The following is a 17,481-nucleotide window of genomic DNA, read 5'->3' as shown; positions in this document are numbered from 1 at the left end:
TCGGTGAGCTTGGGCGCCTGTAGGAGCCAGCTTGCTGGCGAAAATGTCCGCGTTCGCTAGCAAGCTAGCTCCTACAAGGAATTCCACGACCTTCAACACGTTACGCGGACACAGCCAATTCATTCGCCAAGCAGACCTCAGGCCCCCAACCCGAACGGATCGTCGATGGAATGGCTCGGCTCGGTAAACCAGCGCGGCCCAGTGGCCGTCATGTAGAAGTGGTCCTCCAGGCGAATACCGAACTCGCCCGGCACGCAGATCATCGGCTCATTGGAGAAACACATGCCTTCGGCCAGCGGCGTTTCGTCGCCGCGCACCAGGTAAGGCCCTTCGTGAATATCCATGCCGATGCCGTGGCCGGTGCGGTGCGGCAGGCCGGGCAACTGGTAGTCCGGGCCCAGGCCGCCGGCTTCCAGGCAACGACGCGCCGCGGTGTCTACCGAGCCGCAAGGCTCGCCAAGGCGGGCCGCATCGAAGGCAGCCTGCTGCGCCGCCTTCTCCAGGTTCCAGAACGTGCGCTGACGGTCGCTCGGGGAACCGAATACATAGCTGCGGGTGATATCCGACTGATAGCCATGGAGCTGGCAGCCGGTGTCGATCAGCACCATGTCGCCGTCCTTCAGCACCTGCGCGTGCTTTACGCCATGGGGAAAGGCACTGGCTTCACCGAACAGCACGATGCAGAAGGTCGAACCCGGCGCGCCCACCTTGCGGTGCGCCTGGTGGATGAACTCGGCGACCTCAAGGGTGCTGATGCCCGCGCGCAGGATGCTGGCGGCAGCCTTGTGCACTTCAAGGGTCATGTCCTTGGCGCGCTGCATCAGCGCCAGCTCGGTGGCGGACTTGTGGAAGCGGCAGGGATTGATCACGCAGGCCGCATCGACGAAGTCGAAGCCCGAGCCGAGACGACGGATGCCGTCGAACATGAAGAAGGCCAGCGACGGGCACAGGCCCACCTTGGCGTCGGCGGCGATGCCCATGCCGGCCAGCATTTCCAGCAGCAGGCGATAGGGGCTCTCGTGTTCCTGCCAAGTTTGGATAACCCCGTCCACCTCGCGAAAATCGCGAATGGTGCCTTCTTCAAACGCGGGGGCAATGTAGGCGAGTTGACCATCGGCCGGGAGCACGGCACCGACCATGCGTTCGCTCGGGCTCCACTTCACCCCGGTGAAGTAGCGCAAGTTGCTGCCGGCGTTCAGGTAGATGGCCGCGACACCCTGCTCGCGCATCAGGCCCTGGGCCTTGGCAATGCGTGCCTGGTACTCACCGAGGCCGATGGGCTCCGTGCCCTCGGTCATGATCGCCAGGCCGGCCAGGGCCTGTTCCGGAGTCTTGCCACCCACACCCACTGTCATCTTGTTCTCCCGAGTGATGTTGCCGTGCGCCGAATTTAAGTTTCACTTAAATAGCCGTCAACGCAATTTTTCAGTCCCACTTAATTTCAATAAGGCGACAAGCCTTTTCTACAATGCGCCGCCCGTTATACTGGCGCCCTTCAGAACAAGAGCCACGCCAATGACCGTAGAACAGATCGGCGAACGGTTGCGCCGCTATCGCCGCGCCGCCAACAAGACCCTGAACCAAGTCGCCGCCGAATCGGGCCTTACGGCCAGTTTCCTGTCCCAGGCCGAGCGCAACCTCACCGGCGTGTCCATCTCATCCCTGGCGAACATCGCCAAATCCCTGGGCATTCCGCTCAACGCCCTGTTCGACCAGCCCGCCCAGCACCAGCCCGACTCCCATCAGGGCCAGCGCGTGCGCTACACCATCGGCGGCCAGCCGCTGGCCTACGAGCGCCTGTCCAGCAACTTCCCGGGCAACCTGATCAACGCCGTGAAGATGAGCATGCCGGTGGGCTACCAGTCCGAGCTCATTTCCCACGATGGCGCTGAGTTCGCCTACGTGCTGTCGGGGCAGATCGCCTACACCATTGAAGGTCGCAACTACCCCCTCGGCCCTGGGGATTCAGTGCATTTCGACGCCGCCAAGCCGCATTTTCTCGCCAATGCCGGCGACGAAGTGGCCGAGGTGCTGACCGTGACCACCATGGGCCTGTTCGACGACCACCCCACGCCCTGACCAGCCAGTTCCAGATGTAAGCGCCACTGAATTTAAGTTGACCTTAATTTCAGCATCACTTAAGTTCGGCCTCGGCCGGCGCAGGCGCAAGCATCCCTTTCCCCTCCGCCGCCATCGCCCGCCCGGGGATGCCGGCATCCGGCCCCTGGCTCGCGAATGACGGGCAACCTGCGGCCCACGAAGCCGCAGGGTCAGGTGCAACGGACACCGAAGGCTTCGACCACCTGATACGCCGCCCTCAGAACAACAACAACGAGGTTCGCATGCGTCAGAAAACCACGCTCAAGTCCATGCTCGCCGCCGGCCTGATCCTCGGCTCCGGCTTCACCCACGCCGCCAGCAACCTGGTCTTCTGCTCCGAAGGCAGCCCCGCCGGCTTCGACCCGGGCCAGTACACCACCGGCACCGACTTCGACGCGACCTCCGAAACCCTCTTCAACCGCCTCGCCCAGTTCCAGCGCGGCAGTACCCAGGTCGAACCTGCCCTGGCCAGCAGTTGGGACATCAGCGAAGACGGCAAGCGCTACGTCTTCCACCTGCGCCCCGGTGTGAAGTTCCACACCACCGCCTATTTCAAGCCGACCCGCGAGCTCAACGCCGACGACGTGGTCTTCACCTTCCAGCGCATGCTCGACAAGGAGCATCCGTTCCGTAAGGCCTACCCCACCGAGTTCCCCTACTTCACCGACATGGGCCTGGACAAGAACATCGCCAAGGTAGAGAAGGTCGACGACATGACCGTCGCCTTCAACCTGAACGAAGTAGACGCCGCCTTCATCCAGAACCTGGCGATGAACTTCGCCGCGATCCAGTCCGCCGAGTACGCCGACCAGTTGCTGAAGGCCGGCAAGGCCGCCGACATCAACCAGAAGCCCATCGGCACCGGCCCCTTCGTGCTCAAGCGCTACCAGAAGGACGCGCAGATCCGCTTCACCGGTAACAAGGATTACTGGAAGCCCGAGGATGTAAAGATCGACAACCTGATCTTCGCCATCAACACCGATGCCTCCGTGCGCACCCAGAAGCTCAAGGCCGGCGAATGCCAGGTCACCCTCAACCCGCGCCCGGCAGACATCGAGGCCCTGAAGAAGGACCCGAACCTGAAGGTGCCGAGCGAACCCGGCTTCAACCTCGGCTACATCGCCTACAACGTCACCCGCGCCCCCTTCGACAAGCTCGAAGTGCGCCAGGCGCTGGACATGGCGGTGAACAAGCAGGCCATCATCGACGCCGTCTACCAGGGCGCCGGCCAGCTCGCCGTGAACGGCATGCCGCCGACCCAATGGTCCTACGACGAAACCATCAAGGACCGCGACTTCAACCCGGAGAAGGCCAAGGAACTGCTGAAAGCCGCCGGCGTGAAGGAAGGTACCGAAATCACCCTCTGGGCCATGCCGGTGCAGCGACCCTACAACCCCAATGCCAAGCTGATGGCCGAAATGCTCCAGGCCGACTGGGCCAAGGTGGGCATCAAGGCACGTATCGTCAGCTACGAGTGGGGCGAGTACATCAAGCGTGCCCACAATGGTGAACACGACGCCATGCTGATCGGCTGGACCGGCGACAACGGCGACCCGGACAACTGGCTGGGCACCCTCTATGGCTGCGACTCGGTCGACGGCAACAACTTCTCCAAATGGTGCGACGCCCGCTACGACAAGCTGGTGAAGGCCGCCAAGGCCACCGCCGACGTCGAGAAGCGTACCGAGCTGTACAAGCAAGCCCAGCACGTCCTGCAACAGCAGGTGCCGATCACCCCCATTGCGCACTCCACGGTTTATCAACCGATGCGAGCCAGCGTGAAGGACTTCCTGATCAGCCCCTTCGGACGCAACAGCTTCTATGGCGTCTCCAACGGACGCTGAGTGAACGAGGCCGGGCAACCGGCCTTGTCCGCCCCCCTTCGAGCCACCGACAGAGTGGCCGAGGCCAATCTCACCTGCCCATAACGAACGCAAGGCCCCCCCGTCCCGACACCTTCGGGCCGGCGCCTTTACCCACGCGGCCTAAACTGCTGGGAACGGTCAGCACGCTGACCGGCATTACAAAGACGAGGAGTGATTCGCCCAAATGCTGAGTTTCATCGCACGCCGACTGGGACTTCTGATCCCCACCTTCTTCGGCGTCACCCTGCTCACCTTCGCCCTGATTCGCCTGATCCCCGGCGACCCGGTGGAAGTGATGATGGGTGAACGTCGGGTCGACCCGGAAATGCACGCCCAGGCCATGGAACGCCTCGGCCTCAACAAACCGCTGCCGGAACAGTACCTGGATTACATCGGCAAGCTGGCACAGGGCGATCTGGGCGAATCACTGCGCACCCGCGAAGGCGTCTGGCAAGAATTCCTCACCCTGTTCCCGGCCACCCTGGAGCTGTCCATCGCGGCACTGATCTTCGCGGGCACCCTTGGCGTACTGGCCGGCGTGATCGCCGCGCTCAAACGCGGCTCCCTGTTCGACCACGGGGTGATGGGCATCTCGCTGGCGGGCTACTCCATGCCGATTTTCTGGTGGGGCCTGCTGTTGATCATGTTCTTCTCCGTCTGGCTGGGCTGGACGCCGGTATCCGGACGGATCGACCTGCTCTACGACATCGAACCGAAAACCGGCTTCATGCTCATCGACACGCTGCTTTCCGAAGAAGAGGGCGCCTTCGTCGATGCCCTGCGCCACCTGATCCTGCCGGCCATCGTGCTGGGCACCATCCCGCTGGCGGTGATCGCCCGCATGACCCGCTCGGCCATGCTCGAAGTACTGCGCGAAGACTATGTCCGCACCGCCCGCGCCAAGGGCCTGTCGCCGGCTCGCGTGGTCTTCGTCCACGGCCTGCGCAACGCGCTGGTACCGGTCCTCACCGTGTTCGGCCTGCAGATAGGTGCCCTGCTCGCCGGCGCCGTGCTGACCGAAACCATCTTCTCCTGGCCCGGTATCGGCAAATGGCTGATCGAGGCCATTGGCGCTCGTGATTATCCAGTGGTGCAGAACGGCATCCTGCTGATCGCCTGCCTGGTGATCCTGGTGAACTTCGTCGTGGACATCCTCTACGGCCTGGTCAACCCACGCATCCGCCATCAGCGATAAGGAGACCTGACGTGACCACCCTGCAACCCCAGGTCGATCCAAGCATCCTTTACCCCTCCCCGCTGAAGGAGTTCTGGAAGGCCTTTTCCCACAACAAGGGCGCCGTCGGCGGCCTTGCCTTCATGATCCTGATCGTGTTCTGCGCCCTCTTCGCCCCTTGGGTCGCGCCCCATGACCCGAGCGAGCAGTTCCGCGACTTCCTGCTGACCCCGCCGGTCTGGCTGGAAGGCGGCCAGGCGCAGTTCCTGCTGGGCACCGATGAACTTGGCCGCGACCTGCTCTCGCGCCTGATCCATGGCGCCCGCCTGTCCCTGCTGATCGGCCTGGCCTCGGTGGTGATGTCGCTGATCCCGGGCATCCTCCTCGGCCTGGTGGCGGGTTTCTTCCCGCGCCTGCTGGGGCCCTCGATCATGCGCCTGATGGACATCATGCTGGCCCTGCCCTCGCTGCTGCTGGCGGTGGCCATCGTCGCCATCCTCGGCCCGGGCCTGATCAACACCGTGATCGCCATCGCCATCGTCTCCCTGCCTTCCTATGTGCGCCTGACCCGCGCCTCGGTGATGGGCGAGCTGAACCGCGACTACGTCACCGCCTCGCGCCTGGCTGGCGCCGGCCTGCTGCGCCTGATGTTCGTCACCGTGCTGCCCAACTGCATGGCGCCGCTGATCGTGCAGGCCACCCTGAGTTTCTCCTCGGCCATCCTCGACGCCGCCGCCCTGGGTTTCCTCGGCCTCGGCGTGCAGCCGCCCACGCCTGAGTGGGGCACCATGCTGGCCTCCGCGCGCGACTACATCGAACGCGCCTGGTGGGTGGTCTCGCTGCCCGGCCTGACCATTCTGCTCAGCGTGCTGGCAATCAACCTGATGGGCGACGGCCTGCGCGATGCGCTGGACCCGAAACTCAAGAATGCAGTCTGAGGAGCCCGCCATGAACCGAATCATCTTCGTAGGATGGGTAGAGCGAAGCGAAACCCATCATTTCCGGCCGACCACGTCGATGGGCATCGCTCCATCCTACGGCGAGCCTTGCACCGCTCTGGAGGCCACCGCATGAGCCTCCTCGAAATCAGGAACCTCAGCGTGCGCTTCGGCGACGCCAATGCCGTGCCGGTGGTGGACGGCCTCGACATCGCCGTGAACAAGGGCGAAGTGCTGGCCATCGTCGGCGAGTCCGGCTCCGGCAAGTCGGTGACCATGATGGCCCTGATGGGGCTGATCGACGCCCCCGGCCGCGTCACCGCCGACAGCCTGCTCTTTGACGGCCACGACATGCTCAAGCTCAAGGGCAAGCAGCGCCGGCACATCGTGGGCAAGGACCTGGCGATGGTTTTCCAGGACCCGATGACCGCCCTCAACCCCAGCTACACCGTGGGCTTCCAGATCGAGGAAGTGCTGCACCAGCACATGGGGCTCAAGGGCAAGGCCGCCCGCCAGCGCGCCCTCGAACTGCTGGAACGGGTGGAAATCCCCGGCGCAGCCAGCCGTCTCGACGCTTACCCCCACCAACTGTCCGGGGGCATGAGCCAGCGCGTGGCGATTGCCATGGCCATCGCCGCCGAACCCAAGCTGCTGATCGCCGACGAACCCACCACCGCCCTGGACGTGACCATCCAGGCGCAGATCATGGACCTCTTGCTGGACCTGCAGCGCGACCAGGGCATGGCGCTGGTGCTGATCACCCATGACCTGGCCGTGGTGGCCGAAACCGCCGACCGCGTCTGCGTGATGTACGCCGGCCAGGCAGTGGAAGTCGGTGAGGTACCCCGCCTGTTCAATGCGCCGACCCACCCCTATACCGAAGCCCTGCTCAAGGCGATTCCCGAGCACAGTCTGGGCGCCCATCGCCTGTCGACGCTGCCCGGCATCGTCCCCGGCCGCTACGACCGGCCCCACGGTTGCCTGCTGTCGCCGCGCTGCCCTTATGGCCAGTCCAACTGCGTGGCCCAGCGTCCGACCCTGGACCCGCATGCCCATGGCGCCGTGCGCTGCTTCTACCCCCTTAACCTGATCGAGGTGGCGCGATGAGTGCTGTATTGACCGCCCGCGAACTGACCCGCCACTACGAAGTCTCCCGTGGCCTGTTCAAGCCCAGCGCCCTGGTGCGCGCCCTGAACGGTGTGTCTTTCGAGTTGGAGGCTGGACGTACCCTGGCCGTGGTCGGCGAATCCGGCTGCGGCAAGTCCACGCTGGCCCGCGCCCTGACGCTGATCGAGGAACCTTCCTCCGGCTCGCTGCAGATCGCCGGTCGCGAAGTCGCAGGCGCCAGCAAGGACGAGCGCAAGCAACTGCGCCGCGACGTGCAGATGGTTTTCCAGAACCCCTATGCCTCGCTCAACCCGCGGCAGAAGGTTGGCGACCAGTTGGCCGAACCACTGGTCATCAACACTGGCCTTTCCCGCGTCGAACGCCGCGAGCAGGTGCAGGCGATGATGCAGCAGGTGGGCCTACGCCCCGAGCACTACCAGCGCTACCCGCATATGTTCTCCGGCGGCCAGCGCCAGCGCATCGCACTGGCCCGCGCCATGATGCTCAACCCCAAGGTACTGGTAGCGGACGAGCCGACCTCGGCCCTGGACGTGTCGATCCAGGCCCAGGTGCTCAACCTCTTCATGGACCTGCAGGAGCGCTATAACACCGGCTACGTGTTCATCTCCCACAACCTCGCGGTGGTGCGCCACGTCGCCAACGACGTGCTGGTGATGTACCTCGGCCGCCCGGTCGAGATGGGCCCCAGTGAGTTGATCTACGAGCGCCCGCTGCACCCTTACACCAAGGCCCTGCTCTCGGCCACGCCGGCGATTCATCCAGACCCGAGCAAGCCGAAGATCAAGATCGCCGGCGAACTGCCCAACCCGCTCGACCCGCCGTCCGGCTGCGCCTTCCACAAGCGCTGCCCCTACGCCACCGAGCGCTGCAAGGTGGAAGAACCCGTCCTGCGCCTGATCGATGCGCGCCAGGTGGCCTGCCACAACGTCGAGAGCATCAACGGTTGAGGTGTTGACCGCCCCCCCTTGTAGGGACGAATTCATTGGCTCTGTCTGCATGACGTGTTGTAGGCAGCTGCATTGCCCGTAGGAGCTGGCTTGCCAGCGAATGGCCGCGCCAGCAGATCGAAGCTCCATGGCGCGATCCTGAACAACACGGCCACGCAGCGTCCCTGCTAGAGCGGCTTACCGCCCGAAGAAGCTATAGAACGCCCGCAGCTCGTCCTGGGAGTCGTCCAGGCTCATCACGGTGAACCGCAGCATCTGGTTTGCGGGGCATTGCGCCAGGCGCCCGAGGTCCAGGGAATGGACCCAGCCAAGGATGGGATAACCGCCCATGGTCTGGCGGTCGGCCATCAGGATGATCGGCTGGCCGTCGGGCGGCACCTGGATCGCGCCACTGACCACGCCCTGGGACCACTGCCGTTGCGGCGCGACCAGCGGCTCACCTTCCAGCCTCGCCCCCATGCGATCGGACTGCGAACTGAGTTGCCAGGGGCGCTCGAAGAAGGCGCGGGCCTGGTCCTCGTCGAAACTGGCGGCGTCGCCCCCGATCACCACCCGCAGCACCTGCGCCACGCTGTAGTCCGGTTGCCAGGGCCAAGGCACGCTGGCGCCACGTGGGAAGTTGCCGGAACCGCCTGCCAGCAGGTCACCTTCGACCAGGCGATGGCCTTGGCCATTCAGGCCGCCCAAGCCTTCACGCATCTGGCAAGCCACGCTACCCAGCACCGGTTCGGCACGGATGCCGCCCGCCAGTGCCAGATACGCGCGCTGACCATGGCGGGCATAACCGACCTGCAAGCGCTGCCCGGCCTCCAGGCGAAAGCGCGACCAGTTGAGGCGCGATTCGCCGTCGACACTCAGCGGCATGTCCGCGCCGGTGATGGCCACCCATAGCGCCGCCTCAGCCTCCAGCTCCACACCCCCGAGGGCGATTTCCAGCACCGCGCATTGCCGCGGATTGCCCAGCAGCCGATTGGCCCAGGCCGCTGCCAGCGGGTCCATGGGGCCGGTCGGGGAAACGCCCAGATGCTGCCAGCCGAACCGACCGGCGTCCTGCAGCAGGCTCAGGGGGCCGGGCTTGATCACCCGCAGGCTGCTCATGCCTCGCCACCTTCAGCGCGATAGCGAGCTTCGTCGATGGCGAAGAAGCGCACGCGATCGCCCAAGGCCAGCGGACAGGGCGGCTCGCGCCGGGCATCGAACAAGCGCCAGGGGCAGAGCCCGAGCAGGTGCCAGCCGCCCGGCGAGGCCTGTGGATAAATGGCCGTCTGCTGCTCGGCGATGGCCAGGCTGCCGGCCGGCACGCGAATGCGCGGGCTGCTGCGACGTGGCAGGGCAAGACGCGAATCGAGACCACCCAGATAGGCAAAGCCCGGCGAAAAGCCGATAGCACCGACCCGGTACTCGGCGCTGCTGTGGATATCCACCACCCCGGCCACGGACAGACCACAGGACTCAGCCACCCAGGCCAGGTCCTCGCCGCAGTACCAGATGGGGATTTCATGCAGCCGGCCGGCGTCGGTCGCGTCGGGAGCCAGCAGCCAGGCTTCCAGCAGCGGTTCGATACGCTGGGCCAGGTCCTGCTGGTCCGTGCGGGTCAGGTCGTAGTGCAGCAGCAGGGTGGTCCAACCGGGCACCAGATCCAGCAACAGCGGTCCCAGCTCACGGCGCAGGGTCTCGGCCAGCGCCGCGATGCGCTGTGGAGACCGGGTATCCGGTTCATCGGCCAGCACCAGCAGCAGGGCTTCGGCGCCAGCAGGCTCGAGACGGATCATAGGGCGTCCAGCTTGCCTCGCAGACGGCGCAACACCGCCAGGGACTCGGGATTGTCGCCATGCACGCAGAGGCTGTCGGCAGTCAGCCGCAAGGGCTTGCCGTCGATGTCCGGGAAGGGCTCACCGGCGGCAATGGCCAGGGCCTGGCTGAGAATGCGCTCGGGGTCGTGATGCACCGCACCAGTCATGCGCCGAGGCGCCAGTTGGCCGTCGGAAAGATAGGCGCGGTCGGCGAAGGCTTCGAACATCAACGGCACATCGGCGGCATCCGCCAGTTGCAGTTCACGGCTGTTGTCCGCCAGGGCCAGAACCATCAGCGGCAGCCCTTTGCGATAACTGGCACAGGCATCGAGCACGGCTTCGAGCAGCGCGTCGTCCCGCACCAGATCGTTGTACAGCGCGCCATGGGGCTTTACGTAAGCCACCTGGGTACCGACTGCACGGCAGAAGGCTTCCAGCGCGCCAAGCTGATAGAGCACCAGGGCGCGCACCTCTTCCGGCGAGCAAGCCATATGGCGACGGCCGAAACCGGCGAGGTCCGGGTAGGCCGGATGGGCACCGATGCGCACATGGTGACGCAGCGCCAGCTCGACGGTGCGCTGCATGGTCAGGGGGTCAGCGGCGTGGAAACCACAGGCGAGGTTGGCCTGGTCCACCAGTGGCATGGCGTGTTCGTCATTACCCATCTGCCAGGCGCCGAAGCTTTCGCCCATGTCGCAGTTCAGCAGGATTCGTCTGTTCATGAGGCGGATTATGGCTAAAAGCCGGCAGCCTTGTAGGGACTAATTCGCGGGTATTCCTCCCGTAGGGTGGGCTTCAGCCCACCAATCAAGGCCAGCGCGGGCTAAAGCCCACCCTAGATAACGGACGGGCATCGAACCGGTGCGCATTGCGCACCCTACGGAGGGGCGAAAAACAACAAAAAAAACGCCCCGCACAAGGCAGGGCGAACGTTCCCCAGGAGCAGGGATCACTCGGTTTGGCGCACAGCGCCTTCAGTACACGTCGCGGCGGTAGCGGCCATCGTCATTCAGCTGCTGCAGCGCCTCGTCGCCAAGGATGTCGCGCAGGGTGCAATCGACGCCCTCGGCCATGCCTTGCAGACTGCCGCAGACATAGATCACCGCGCCCTCCGCCAGCCAGGCGCGCAGTTCGTCAGCCGCTTCGCGCAGACGGTCCTGCACATAGATCTTTTCGGCCTGGTCGCGGGAGAAGGCGAGGTCCAGGCGCTGCAGTTCGCCCTGGGCCAACCAGCCCTGCAACTCGTCACGGCAATAGAAGTCGTGAGCCTGGTTGCGCTCACCGAACAGCAGCCAGTTGCGATTGCGCCCGGCTGCGATGGCCGCCTTGAGCAGGCTACGCAGGCCGGCGAGGCCAGTACCGTTGCCAATGAAGATCAGCGGACGATCTTCGTCGATCAGGTGGAAGCGGCTGTTGCGACGCAGGCGCAGGGGCACGACGGCGCCCTGCGGCAAGTAGTGGGTCAACCAGCCGGAGGCGATGCCCAGGCTGCCATCGGCGTGCTGTTCCTGGCGCACGATCAGCTCCAGCACACCGTCGCTGGCCAGTGAGGCGATCGAGTACTGACGCACCGAAAGGCCGATCAGCGCCTGCACCAGGGCGTGCGGGTGCAGCCCAACAAGATGCTCGAAGGAGTTCGGCAGCAGGCGCCCGGCCAGGGCTTGGCGCAGCGTCTGGCGCTGGCCGTCCAGCTCCACCTGGGCGTTGCCGTCGAGGCCATGCTGGTCGAGCCAGGCCTGGATGCGCGGTTCGGCCTGGCGCGGGAGGATTTCCACCAGGTCGCCGGCCTGCCAGTCCACCTGGCTACCCGCCGGGGCGCGCAGGCGCAGCAGCCAGGCGGATTCGCCCTGGCTACCCGGATTGAGGTGTTCGCGGCCTTCCAGGGTCCAGCTTTCGAACGCCGGGCCGCTCCAGGGCGTCAGCATGGCGCTGCCGGAAACCTGGGCGATCTGCTGCTGCCATTGCTGCAGGGCGCTGCTGTTGCCGTTATCCACTTCCACCGGCTCGAACAGCTGACTTGCGCCTTGCCCCTTCAGCCAGGCCTGCAGGCGGCGGCCGAAGCCACAGAACTGCTCGTACTGGCGGTCGCCCAGGGCCAGCACGGCAAAGCGCAGGCCGGCGAGCTGGGAGGCCTGGCCAAGCACCTTGCGCTCGAAGCCACGGGCATTGTCCGGCGCTTCGCCATCGCCAAAGGTACTGACCACAAAAAGCGCGTTGCGGGCCTGGGCCAGGGTACTGCCGTCCAGCGCGGCGAGGGGTTCGACCCGAACCGGCAAGCCGGCAGCCTGGAGCTGGCTGGCGCTCTGCCAGGCCAGTTGCTCGGCGAAACCGCTCTGGCTGGCGAAGCCGATCAACCAGGAATCCTGCCCACCGCTCTCGGCCAAGCCACCACGGGCGGCCTTGATCGCACGCTTCTTGCGTCGGCGGTCGAGGTAGAGCAGCCAGCCGGTGACGAAGAACAGCGGCATGGTCAGGCTCGCCAGCATCACCAGGATGCGGCCCGGCAGGCCGAAGTACTCGCCCACGTGCAGTGCATAGACGCTGGTCAGTAGCTGGGCCTTGAAGCTCTTGTCGGTGTAGCGTTCGCTGCGCGTCACCTTGCCGGTGGCGGGGTCAAGGACGATCTGGTTGAGGGCACGGGGATGGTCGGCATCCTCCAGCAGGTAGAACACCTGGGCAGGCTTGCCGCCCACCGGCGGCAGGCGCAGGTTGTAGGCGCTCAGGGTCGGGCCGGCGGTGTCGCGGATGCTTTTCCACACGGCGTCGTAGTCCACCACCAGCGGCGGGCCGGACGGCGCCTCCGCGCCGGGACGGCCACGGCCTTCGCCACGACGCTCGCCGGGCTTGCCCTGCTGGCCGGCCGGGGCATCGGAAAGCAGGCGGGTGAGGCCTTCGCGGTACCACTCGTAGGACCAGTACAGGCCGGTCAGCGCCGCCAGGAGATAGAACACCAGGCACCAGGTACCGGCCACGGCATGCAGGTCCCAGTTGAAGCTGCGGCCCTTGCGTGACCAGTCGAGGGTCAGCCAGGCGCGCCAGTTGGTGGCCTTGCGCGGCCAGCGCAGGTAGAGGCCGGACAGGCAGAAGAAAATGAGGATCAGGGTGCAGGCGGCGGTGATCTGCTTGCCGAACTCGCCCATGGCGAGGAAGCGGTGCAATTGCAGCATCAGGCCAAAGAACTGCTGGCCGGCAGGCTGGCCGAGCAACTCGCCTGTATAGGGATCGAAGTAGCGCATGGGGCCGCGGCGCTCGCCCGGCGGCGGCATGAAGAAGACGCGGGCGGCATGGTCGGTGCTCGTTTCCACCCACAGGCCGGAGACTTTCTTGCCTTCGGCGGCTTCGATCCTGGTTACCAGCTCGGCCGGCGGCAGCACGCCACTGTCACGCACCTCGACCGTCAGGGTCTCAGGGTTGAGCAGGCGGAGGATTTCTTCCTGAAAGCTGTACGCGGCCCCGGTGATGCCCATCAGTGCCAGCACCAGCCCCGCACTGATACCGAACAGCCAGTGCAGCTGGAACAGGGTCTTCTTCAACACGTGATATCCCTCGGATACGCACCTGGCGGTGCGTCAAATCGCTTGTTCGCGGCAGGCCCCATGCCTGACCGGGGGGCGATTTTATTTGAGAACGGGATGCATTAAATCAGGAAACGAAGGTTTTACCTTTTATTTACAGCGACACGGGCCCTGCACAAGGCAGGGCCCGTGACTCGTCCGTCAGAACGAGTAGCTGGCGGTCAGGATCGCCGAACGAGCATCGCCGTATTCGATGGCCGAGGAACGCGCGTTGGTAGCGCCAGAGCCAACACTTGTGCCGTTCTGCAAACGCACACGCTCCACGTAGTCCTTGTCGAACAGGTTGTTCACGTTCAGCTGCAGGTCCAGGTTTTCGTTGACCCGGTAGCCAACCATGGCGTTGTGCAACCAGTATGCGTCCAGCTTGGCGGTGGTGCTGGAAGTAACGTTGCGCTCGCTGATGTAGCGCGCGCCGTAACCCAGGGTCCAGCCTTCCGGCAGCTCGTAGGTGGTCCACAGGTTGAAGGAGCGCGGCGGGGTGTTGCCCAACGCCTGCCCTTCACGAGCGATTGCAGTCGGGCCGTTACCAGCATCAAGAGTTTCGCTGGACTGGAAGGTGTAGTTGGCGAACACATCCCACTGCTCGGTGATGTGACCGGTCAGCCCCAGCTCCACGCCTTCCACGCGCTGCTTGCCGGCCAGTTGGGTTGAACCATCGGCCATGGTTTCACGCGCATTGGTCTTCTCCACGCGGAACAGCGCGCCGTCCAGTGCCAGGCGACCGTCCAGCAGTTCCCACTTGGTGCCCAGTTCCCAGGTCTCGTTCTTTTCCGGGTCCAGGTTCTCGGTTGCGGCGGTCAGGCCACCACCGTTGGAGGCGATGCCTTCGGCGGTGGGGTTGAAGGAGTTGCCCCAGGCCACATAAATGCTGCCGTTCTCTACCGGCTTGTAGACCAGGCCAGCGCGACTGCTGAGCTTCTCGTCCTTGGAGGTGAAGTCGCCGGTCTGTTGATGGGTCGCACCGAAGGTATCACTGTGACCCTTGAACCAGTCGTAGCGCAGGCCGACGTTGAAGTCCCACTGCTCGTTCAGGGCGATGGTGTCGAAGACATACAGCGCCTTGTCGTCCAGCTGGTTCTCGGTGTAGCTGCTGGTGGTCTTGTTGACCGGGCCGCCCCAGTAGCCAGGTGGGTTCCCTAGGTCATAGCCACCATTAGGATATAGAGCATTTCCCAGACCATGGTTGTAGCTCTTGAGGTCGAAGTCCTCGCGGGAGATTTCCGCGCCGGTCACCAGTTCGTGACCGAGGCCCAGGGTGTCGAAGCTGGCGCGCAGGTTGGTCTGGTTGATCCACATTTCAGTGGTGGTGTCGCGGCCGGAAGCCTGCGGACCTGCCGGGAAGTAATGCCCAGGCAAAGTGGGCCTTACGACAACACCCGCATTATTGCGAATCCCTTCGACGTTCACGTGGGATGCAGACACAACTGTATTGCGATCGATACGACTGTAACGAGTCAGGTTCTGCAGGCGCAGGCTGTCATTGAACTCGTGCTCGAAGTTCGCGGTGAAGGCGCTCTGCTCGATCTCGTCCTTGTCCAGATTGTCCCAGCCAAAGTAGTCCTCGCGGCTGACGCCGGCGAGCTTCTTGCCGTCGAATGCAGGCACGCCATAGTCCGGCAGATTGTCGTCGGTCTGGTGGAAGGCGCTCAGGGTCAGGCGAGTGGACTCGTTGAAGCCCAGGCGCAGGGAGGGCGCAACGCCCCAGCGCTCGCGGTCGATCTCGTCGCGGCCGGGCACGTCGTTCTCGTGGGCCATCAGGTTCACGCGGAAGGCACTGTCGGTGCCCACGCCTTCCAGCGGCTGGTTGGCGTCCAGGGTCAGGCGGTGGTAGTTGTCGGTGCCCAGGCCACCGCCCAGGGTGGTGAAGGCACGATCCATCGGCTGCTTGCTGATGATGTTGATGCTGCCGCCGGTGGTGCCGGCGCCGCCGAACACCGAGTTCGGGCCCTTGATGACCTCGACCTGTTCGATGTTGAAGGTATCGGTACGGCTGGTCTGGGCGCTGTCACGCAGGCCGTCGATCTGGATGTTGTTGTTCGCGGAGAAGCCACGGATGTTGATGCTGTCGCCAGAACCACCACCGCCCTCACCGGCGTTGAAGGTGATACCGGAGACGTTGGACAGCACCTGGCGCAGGCTCAGTGCCTGCTGCTCCTTGATGACTTCCTTGGGAACCACGGTGATGGTCTGCGGAGTGTCCAGCAACGGCGCGGTGTACTTGGAGGAAGCGGACTCCTCGACCTTGTACGACTTCTCGGCCTTGCTATCGATTTTGACAGTGCCGAGTTCAAGCTTGCCCTGTTCGGCGGCCATGGCCAGGCCAGCGGAAGATGCAGTGACGAGGCCGACGGCAGTGGCCAGGACGGCGCGTTGCGGCAGATTGTTCTTTTTGCTCATAAGAATCACTCCCCAGTGAAGATGGGGCGCGATTCTATTTGCGAACGTTTATCAGTAAATATTCCAAACACAATATTTACAGAATCTTTACACTTCTCATCGGATCACCGAGAGCATCAATTATCGGTTATTTCATGCTATATGCTCGAAAAACCAATAAAAATCTTCAAAAACCACCTAACTACTAAATCAGACTCGAGCTAGTTCCTGCCGACCATTAATCGTGACTAGCCGGTCATTTTTCAGCCTCGATACAAATCGAGCCTGTGAAACGGCCATCGATGATTGGGGAAACCATTCGGCTTTATGACAGGTGACGCCAGGAGGTCTAACGCCAGATCAGGGAAGGCTCGATGTCGGCCAGGCTCGCGCACCCCGTCAGGATCATCGCCACTTCCAGCTCAGTACGCAGCAGGTGCAGTACATGGGCCACGCCAGAGGCTCCCGCGGTAGCCAGCCCATGAACGTAGGGACGACCGATCATCACTGCACTCGCGCCCAACGCGAGCGCCTTGAACACGTCGGTTCCACGACGAACGCCACCATCGAGCAACACCGGCACCCTGCCGGCCACTGCCTGAGCGACCGCCGGCAGCACGTCCAGCGTCGCCGGCATGCCGTCCAGGGTCCGGCCGCCATGGTTGGAGACCACGATTCCAGCGACGCCCCGCTCCACCCCGCGCTCGGCATCCCGCGGATTCATCACCCCCTTGACCAGCACCGGCAAGTGCGTGAGGGATTGCAGCCACTCCAGGTCCTTCCAGGTCGGCGCATGGGTCAGCAACGGGCTGCCGAACAGCGGGCTCGTACCCGGCTGGGCGACGCTCGGCGGCAGGCTGCGCATGCCTCTCAAGTTCACCGCTTCGACGCCCTCCGGCAGGACGAACCCCGCCCGCTGCTCACGGTTACGCATGCCGTTGACCGGCGCATCCACCGTGACTACCAACGCGCGATAACCAGCCGCCTCGACACGCCGCACCAGGTCGCGAGTGAACTCACGATCCGGCTGGATGTAGAGCTGGAACCAGAGGGGAGTCTGTGCGGCCTGGGCAATGGCTTCCAGGCTGACACTGGCCTGGGTGCTGACCACCATGGCCGCGCCCATGGCAGAAGCGCCGAGCACGCTGGCCAGCTCGCCATCAGGATGGGCCAGCTTCTGGAACGCGACCGGCGCCAGAAGAATCGGATAATCCAGCCCGAGGCCGCAGAGCTGCAAACGAGTGTGGCCCCCCTGAAGATCCTCCAGCACCCGATTGAGCAGGCGCACACGCTGGAAGGCCGCGAGATTGTCCGCCAGGGTCTGCTCATCCGCCGCGCCGCCGGCCAGATAGGCCCAGGCTTGCGGCGTCATGCGCTCACGGGCGAAGGTTTCGTAATCGGCAACGGCGGCGATCTCGGCAGGAATGAGCGCAGTCAAGGCGGCGAACCTCTTCGGACCGGCAACGGGCCAGTCGATAATCGTTTGCAAATGTAACTGGCGCTCATCTTACTGCCCTGACAACGCACAAGAAACCACGCCCCGAAAATGACAAGGCCCGCCATGAAGGCGGGCCTTGTTCGAAGC

14 protein-coding genes are annotated in these 17,481 nt (G+C 64.4%); 7 read left to right on the top strand and 7 right to left on the bottom strand.

All coding sequences use genetic code 11. The annotated features are described in order from the left end of the window. Positions 1-137: 137 nt before the first annotated feature. Positions 138-1,355 carry a Xaa-Pro peptidase family protein gene (locus FFS60_RS03030; RefSeq protein WP_137821101.1) on the bottom strand — a complete coding sequence of 406 codons (1,218 nt, stop codon included), beginning with the start codon at positions 1,353-1,355 and terminating at the stop codon, positions 138-140. A gap of 160 nt (positions 1,356-1,515) precedes the next feature. Between FFS60_RS03030 and FFS60_RS03025 the strand changes: the two genes are divergently transcribed. The 7 genes from FFS60_RS03025 (at position 1,516) to FFS60_RS02995 (ending at position 8,152) form a co-directional block, all read left to right on the top strand. Beyond that, on the top strand, positions 1,516-2,079 hold the full coding sequence (locus FFS60_RS03025; RefSeq protein ID WP_137821100.1) for a helix-turn-helix domain-containing protein: 564 nt from the start codon (positions 1,516-1,518) through the stop codon (positions 2,077-2,079). A gap of 290 nt (positions 2,080-2,369) precedes the next feature. After that, positions 2,370-3,944: an ABC transporter substrate-binding protein gene (locus FFS60_RS03020; protein ID WP_371926356.1), complete on the top strand. Its 1,575-nt coding sequence runs from the start codon at positions 2,370-2,372 to the stop codon at positions 3,942-3,944. Between the two features lie 205 nt (positions 3,945-4,149). Further along, positions 4,150-5,160, top strand: a complete 1,011-nt coding sequence (locus FFS60_RS03015) for an ABC transporter permease subunit (RefSeq protein WP_137821098.1) — start codon at positions 4,150-4,152, stop codon at positions 5,158-5,160. Between the two features lie 11 nt (positions 5,161-5,171). Next, on the top strand, positions 5,172-6,077 hold the full coding sequence (locus FFS60_RS03010; protein WP_028628531.1) for an ABC transporter permease subunit: 906 nt from the start codon (positions 5,172-5,174) through the stop codon (positions 6,075-6,077). Between the two features lie 10 nt (positions 6,078-6,087). Then, positions 6,088-6,213 carry a glycosyltransferase family 4 protein gene (locus FFS60_RS28970; RefSeq protein ID WP_137821097.1) on the top strand — a complete coding sequence of 42 codons (126 nt, stop codon included), beginning with the start codon at positions 6,088-6,090 and terminating at the stop codon, positions 6,211-6,213. Continuing rightward, positions 6,210-7,184: an ABC transporter ATP-binding protein gene (locus tag FFS60_RS03000; RefSeq protein ID WP_028628532.1), complete on the top strand. Its 975-nt coding sequence runs from the start codon at positions 6,210-6,212 to the stop codon at positions 7,182-7,184. The genes FFS60_RS28970 and FFS60_RS03000 overlap by 4 nt, the downstream gene beginning before the upstream one ends. Further along, entirely contained in the window at positions 7,181-8,152 is a 972-nt protein-coding gene (locus FFS60_RS02995; RefSeq protein WP_028628533.1) for a peptide ABC transporter ATP-binding protein, read from the top strand. Before FFS60_RS03000 ends, FFS60_RS02995 begins: the two co-directional genes overlap by 4 nt. A gap of 177 nt (positions 8,153-8,329) precedes the next feature. Here the strand turns inward: FFS60_RS02995 and FFS60_RS02990 are convergent, their stop codons facing one another. The 6 genes from FFS60_RS02990 to FFS60_RS02965 form a co-directional block, all read right to left on the bottom strand. Then, positions 8,330-9,250 (bottom strand): biotin-dependent carboxyltransferase family protein, encoded by a 921-nt coding sequence (locus FFS60_RS02990; protein WP_137821096.1) that lies wholly within the window; start codon positions 9,248-9,250, stop codon positions 8,330-8,332. Beyond that, a complete protein-coding gene (pxpB, locus tag FFS60_RS02985) occupies positions 9,247-9,924 on the bottom strand; it encodes a 5-oxoprolinase subunit PxpB (protein WP_137821095.1) in 678 nt (225 codons plus the stop codon). The genes FFS60_RS02990 and pxpB overlap by 4 nt, the downstream gene beginning before the upstream one ends. Next, positions 9,921-10,667 (bottom strand): 5-oxoprolinase subunit PxpA, encoded by a 747-nt coding sequence (locus FFS60_RS02980; protein ID WP_028628536.1) that lies wholly within the window; start codon positions 10,665-10,667, stop codon positions 9,921-9,923. Before FFS60_RS02980 ends, pxpB begins: the two co-directional genes overlap by 4 nt. 252 nt (positions 10,668-10,919) lie before the next feature. Beyond that, positions 10,920-13,478: a sulfite reductase flavoprotein subunit alpha gene (locus tag FFS60_RS02975; RefSeq protein WP_171016478.1), complete on the bottom strand. Its 2,559-nt coding sequence runs from the start codon at positions 13,476-13,478 to the stop codon at positions 10,920-10,922. Between the two features lie 183 nt (positions 13,479-13,661). Then, positions 13,662-15,917 carry a TonB-dependent siderophore receptor gene (locus FFS60_RS02970; RefSeq protein WP_137821093.1) on the bottom strand — a complete coding sequence of 752 codons (2,256 nt, stop codon included), beginning with the start codon at positions 15,915-15,917 and terminating at the stop codon, positions 13,662-13,664. A gap of 328 nt (positions 15,918-16,245) precedes the next feature. Next, positions 16,246-17,334 (bottom strand): alpha-hydroxy acid oxidase, encoded by a 1,089-nt coding sequence (locus FFS60_RS02965; RefSeq protein WP_256658029.1) that lies wholly within the window; start codon positions 17,332-17,334, stop codon positions 16,246-16,248. Between the last annotated feature and the right edge of the window lie 147 nt (positions 17,335-17,481).

This window comes from Pseudomonas sp. D(2018) (assembly GCF_005502555.1).
Lineage (GTDB): Bacteria > Pseudomonadota > Gammaproteobacteria > Pseudomonadales > Pseudomonadaceae > Metapseudomonas > Metapseudomonas resinovorans.
This window is presented reverse-complemented; position numbering and strand designations above follow the sequence as displayed.

Coding starts and splice junctions, on each gene's coding strand:
- FFS60_RS03030 (WP_137821101.1), bottom strand. CDS start 1,355: ATGACAGTGGGTGTGGGTGGCAAGACTCCGGAACAGGCCCTGGCCGGC.
- FFS60_RS03025 (WP_137821100.1), top strand. CDS start 1,516: ATGACCGTAGAACAGATCGGCGAACGGTTGCGCCGCTATCGCCGCGCC.
- FFS60_RS03020 (WP_371926356.1), top strand. CDS start 2,370: ATGCTCGCCGCCGGCCTGATCCTCGGCTCCGGCTTCACCCACGCCGCC.
- FFS60_RS03015 (WP_137821098.1), top strand. CDS start 4,150: ATGCTGAGTTTCATCGCACGCCGACTGGGACTTCTGATCCCCACCTTC.
- FFS60_RS28970 (WP_137821097.1), top strand. CDS start 6,088: ATGAACCGAATCATCTTCGTAGGATGGGTAGAGCGAAGCGAAACCCAT.
- FFS60_RS03000 (WP_028628532.1), top strand. CDS start 6,210: ATGAGCCTCCTCGAAATCAGGAACCTCAGCGTGCGCTTCGGCGACGCC.
- FFS60_RS02995 (WP_028628533.1), top strand. CDS start 7,181: ATGAGTGCTGTATTGACCGCCCGCGAACTGACCCGCCACTACGAAGTC.
- FFS60_RS02990 (WP_137821096.1), bottom strand. CDS start 9,250: ATGAGCAGCCTGCGGGTGATCAAGCCCGGCCCCCTGAGCCTGCTGCAG.
- pxpB (WP_137821095.1), bottom strand. CDS start 9,924: ATGATCCGTCTCGAGCCTGCTGGCGCCGAAGCCCTGCTGCTGGTGCTG.
- FFS60_RS02980 (WP_028628536.1), bottom strand. CDS start 10,667: ATGAACAGACGAATCCTGCTGAACTGCGACATGGGCGAAAGCTTCGGC.
- FFS60_RS02970 (WP_137821093.1), bottom strand. CDS start 15,917: ATGAGCAAAAAGAACAATCTGCCGCAACGCGCCGTCCTGGCCACTGCC.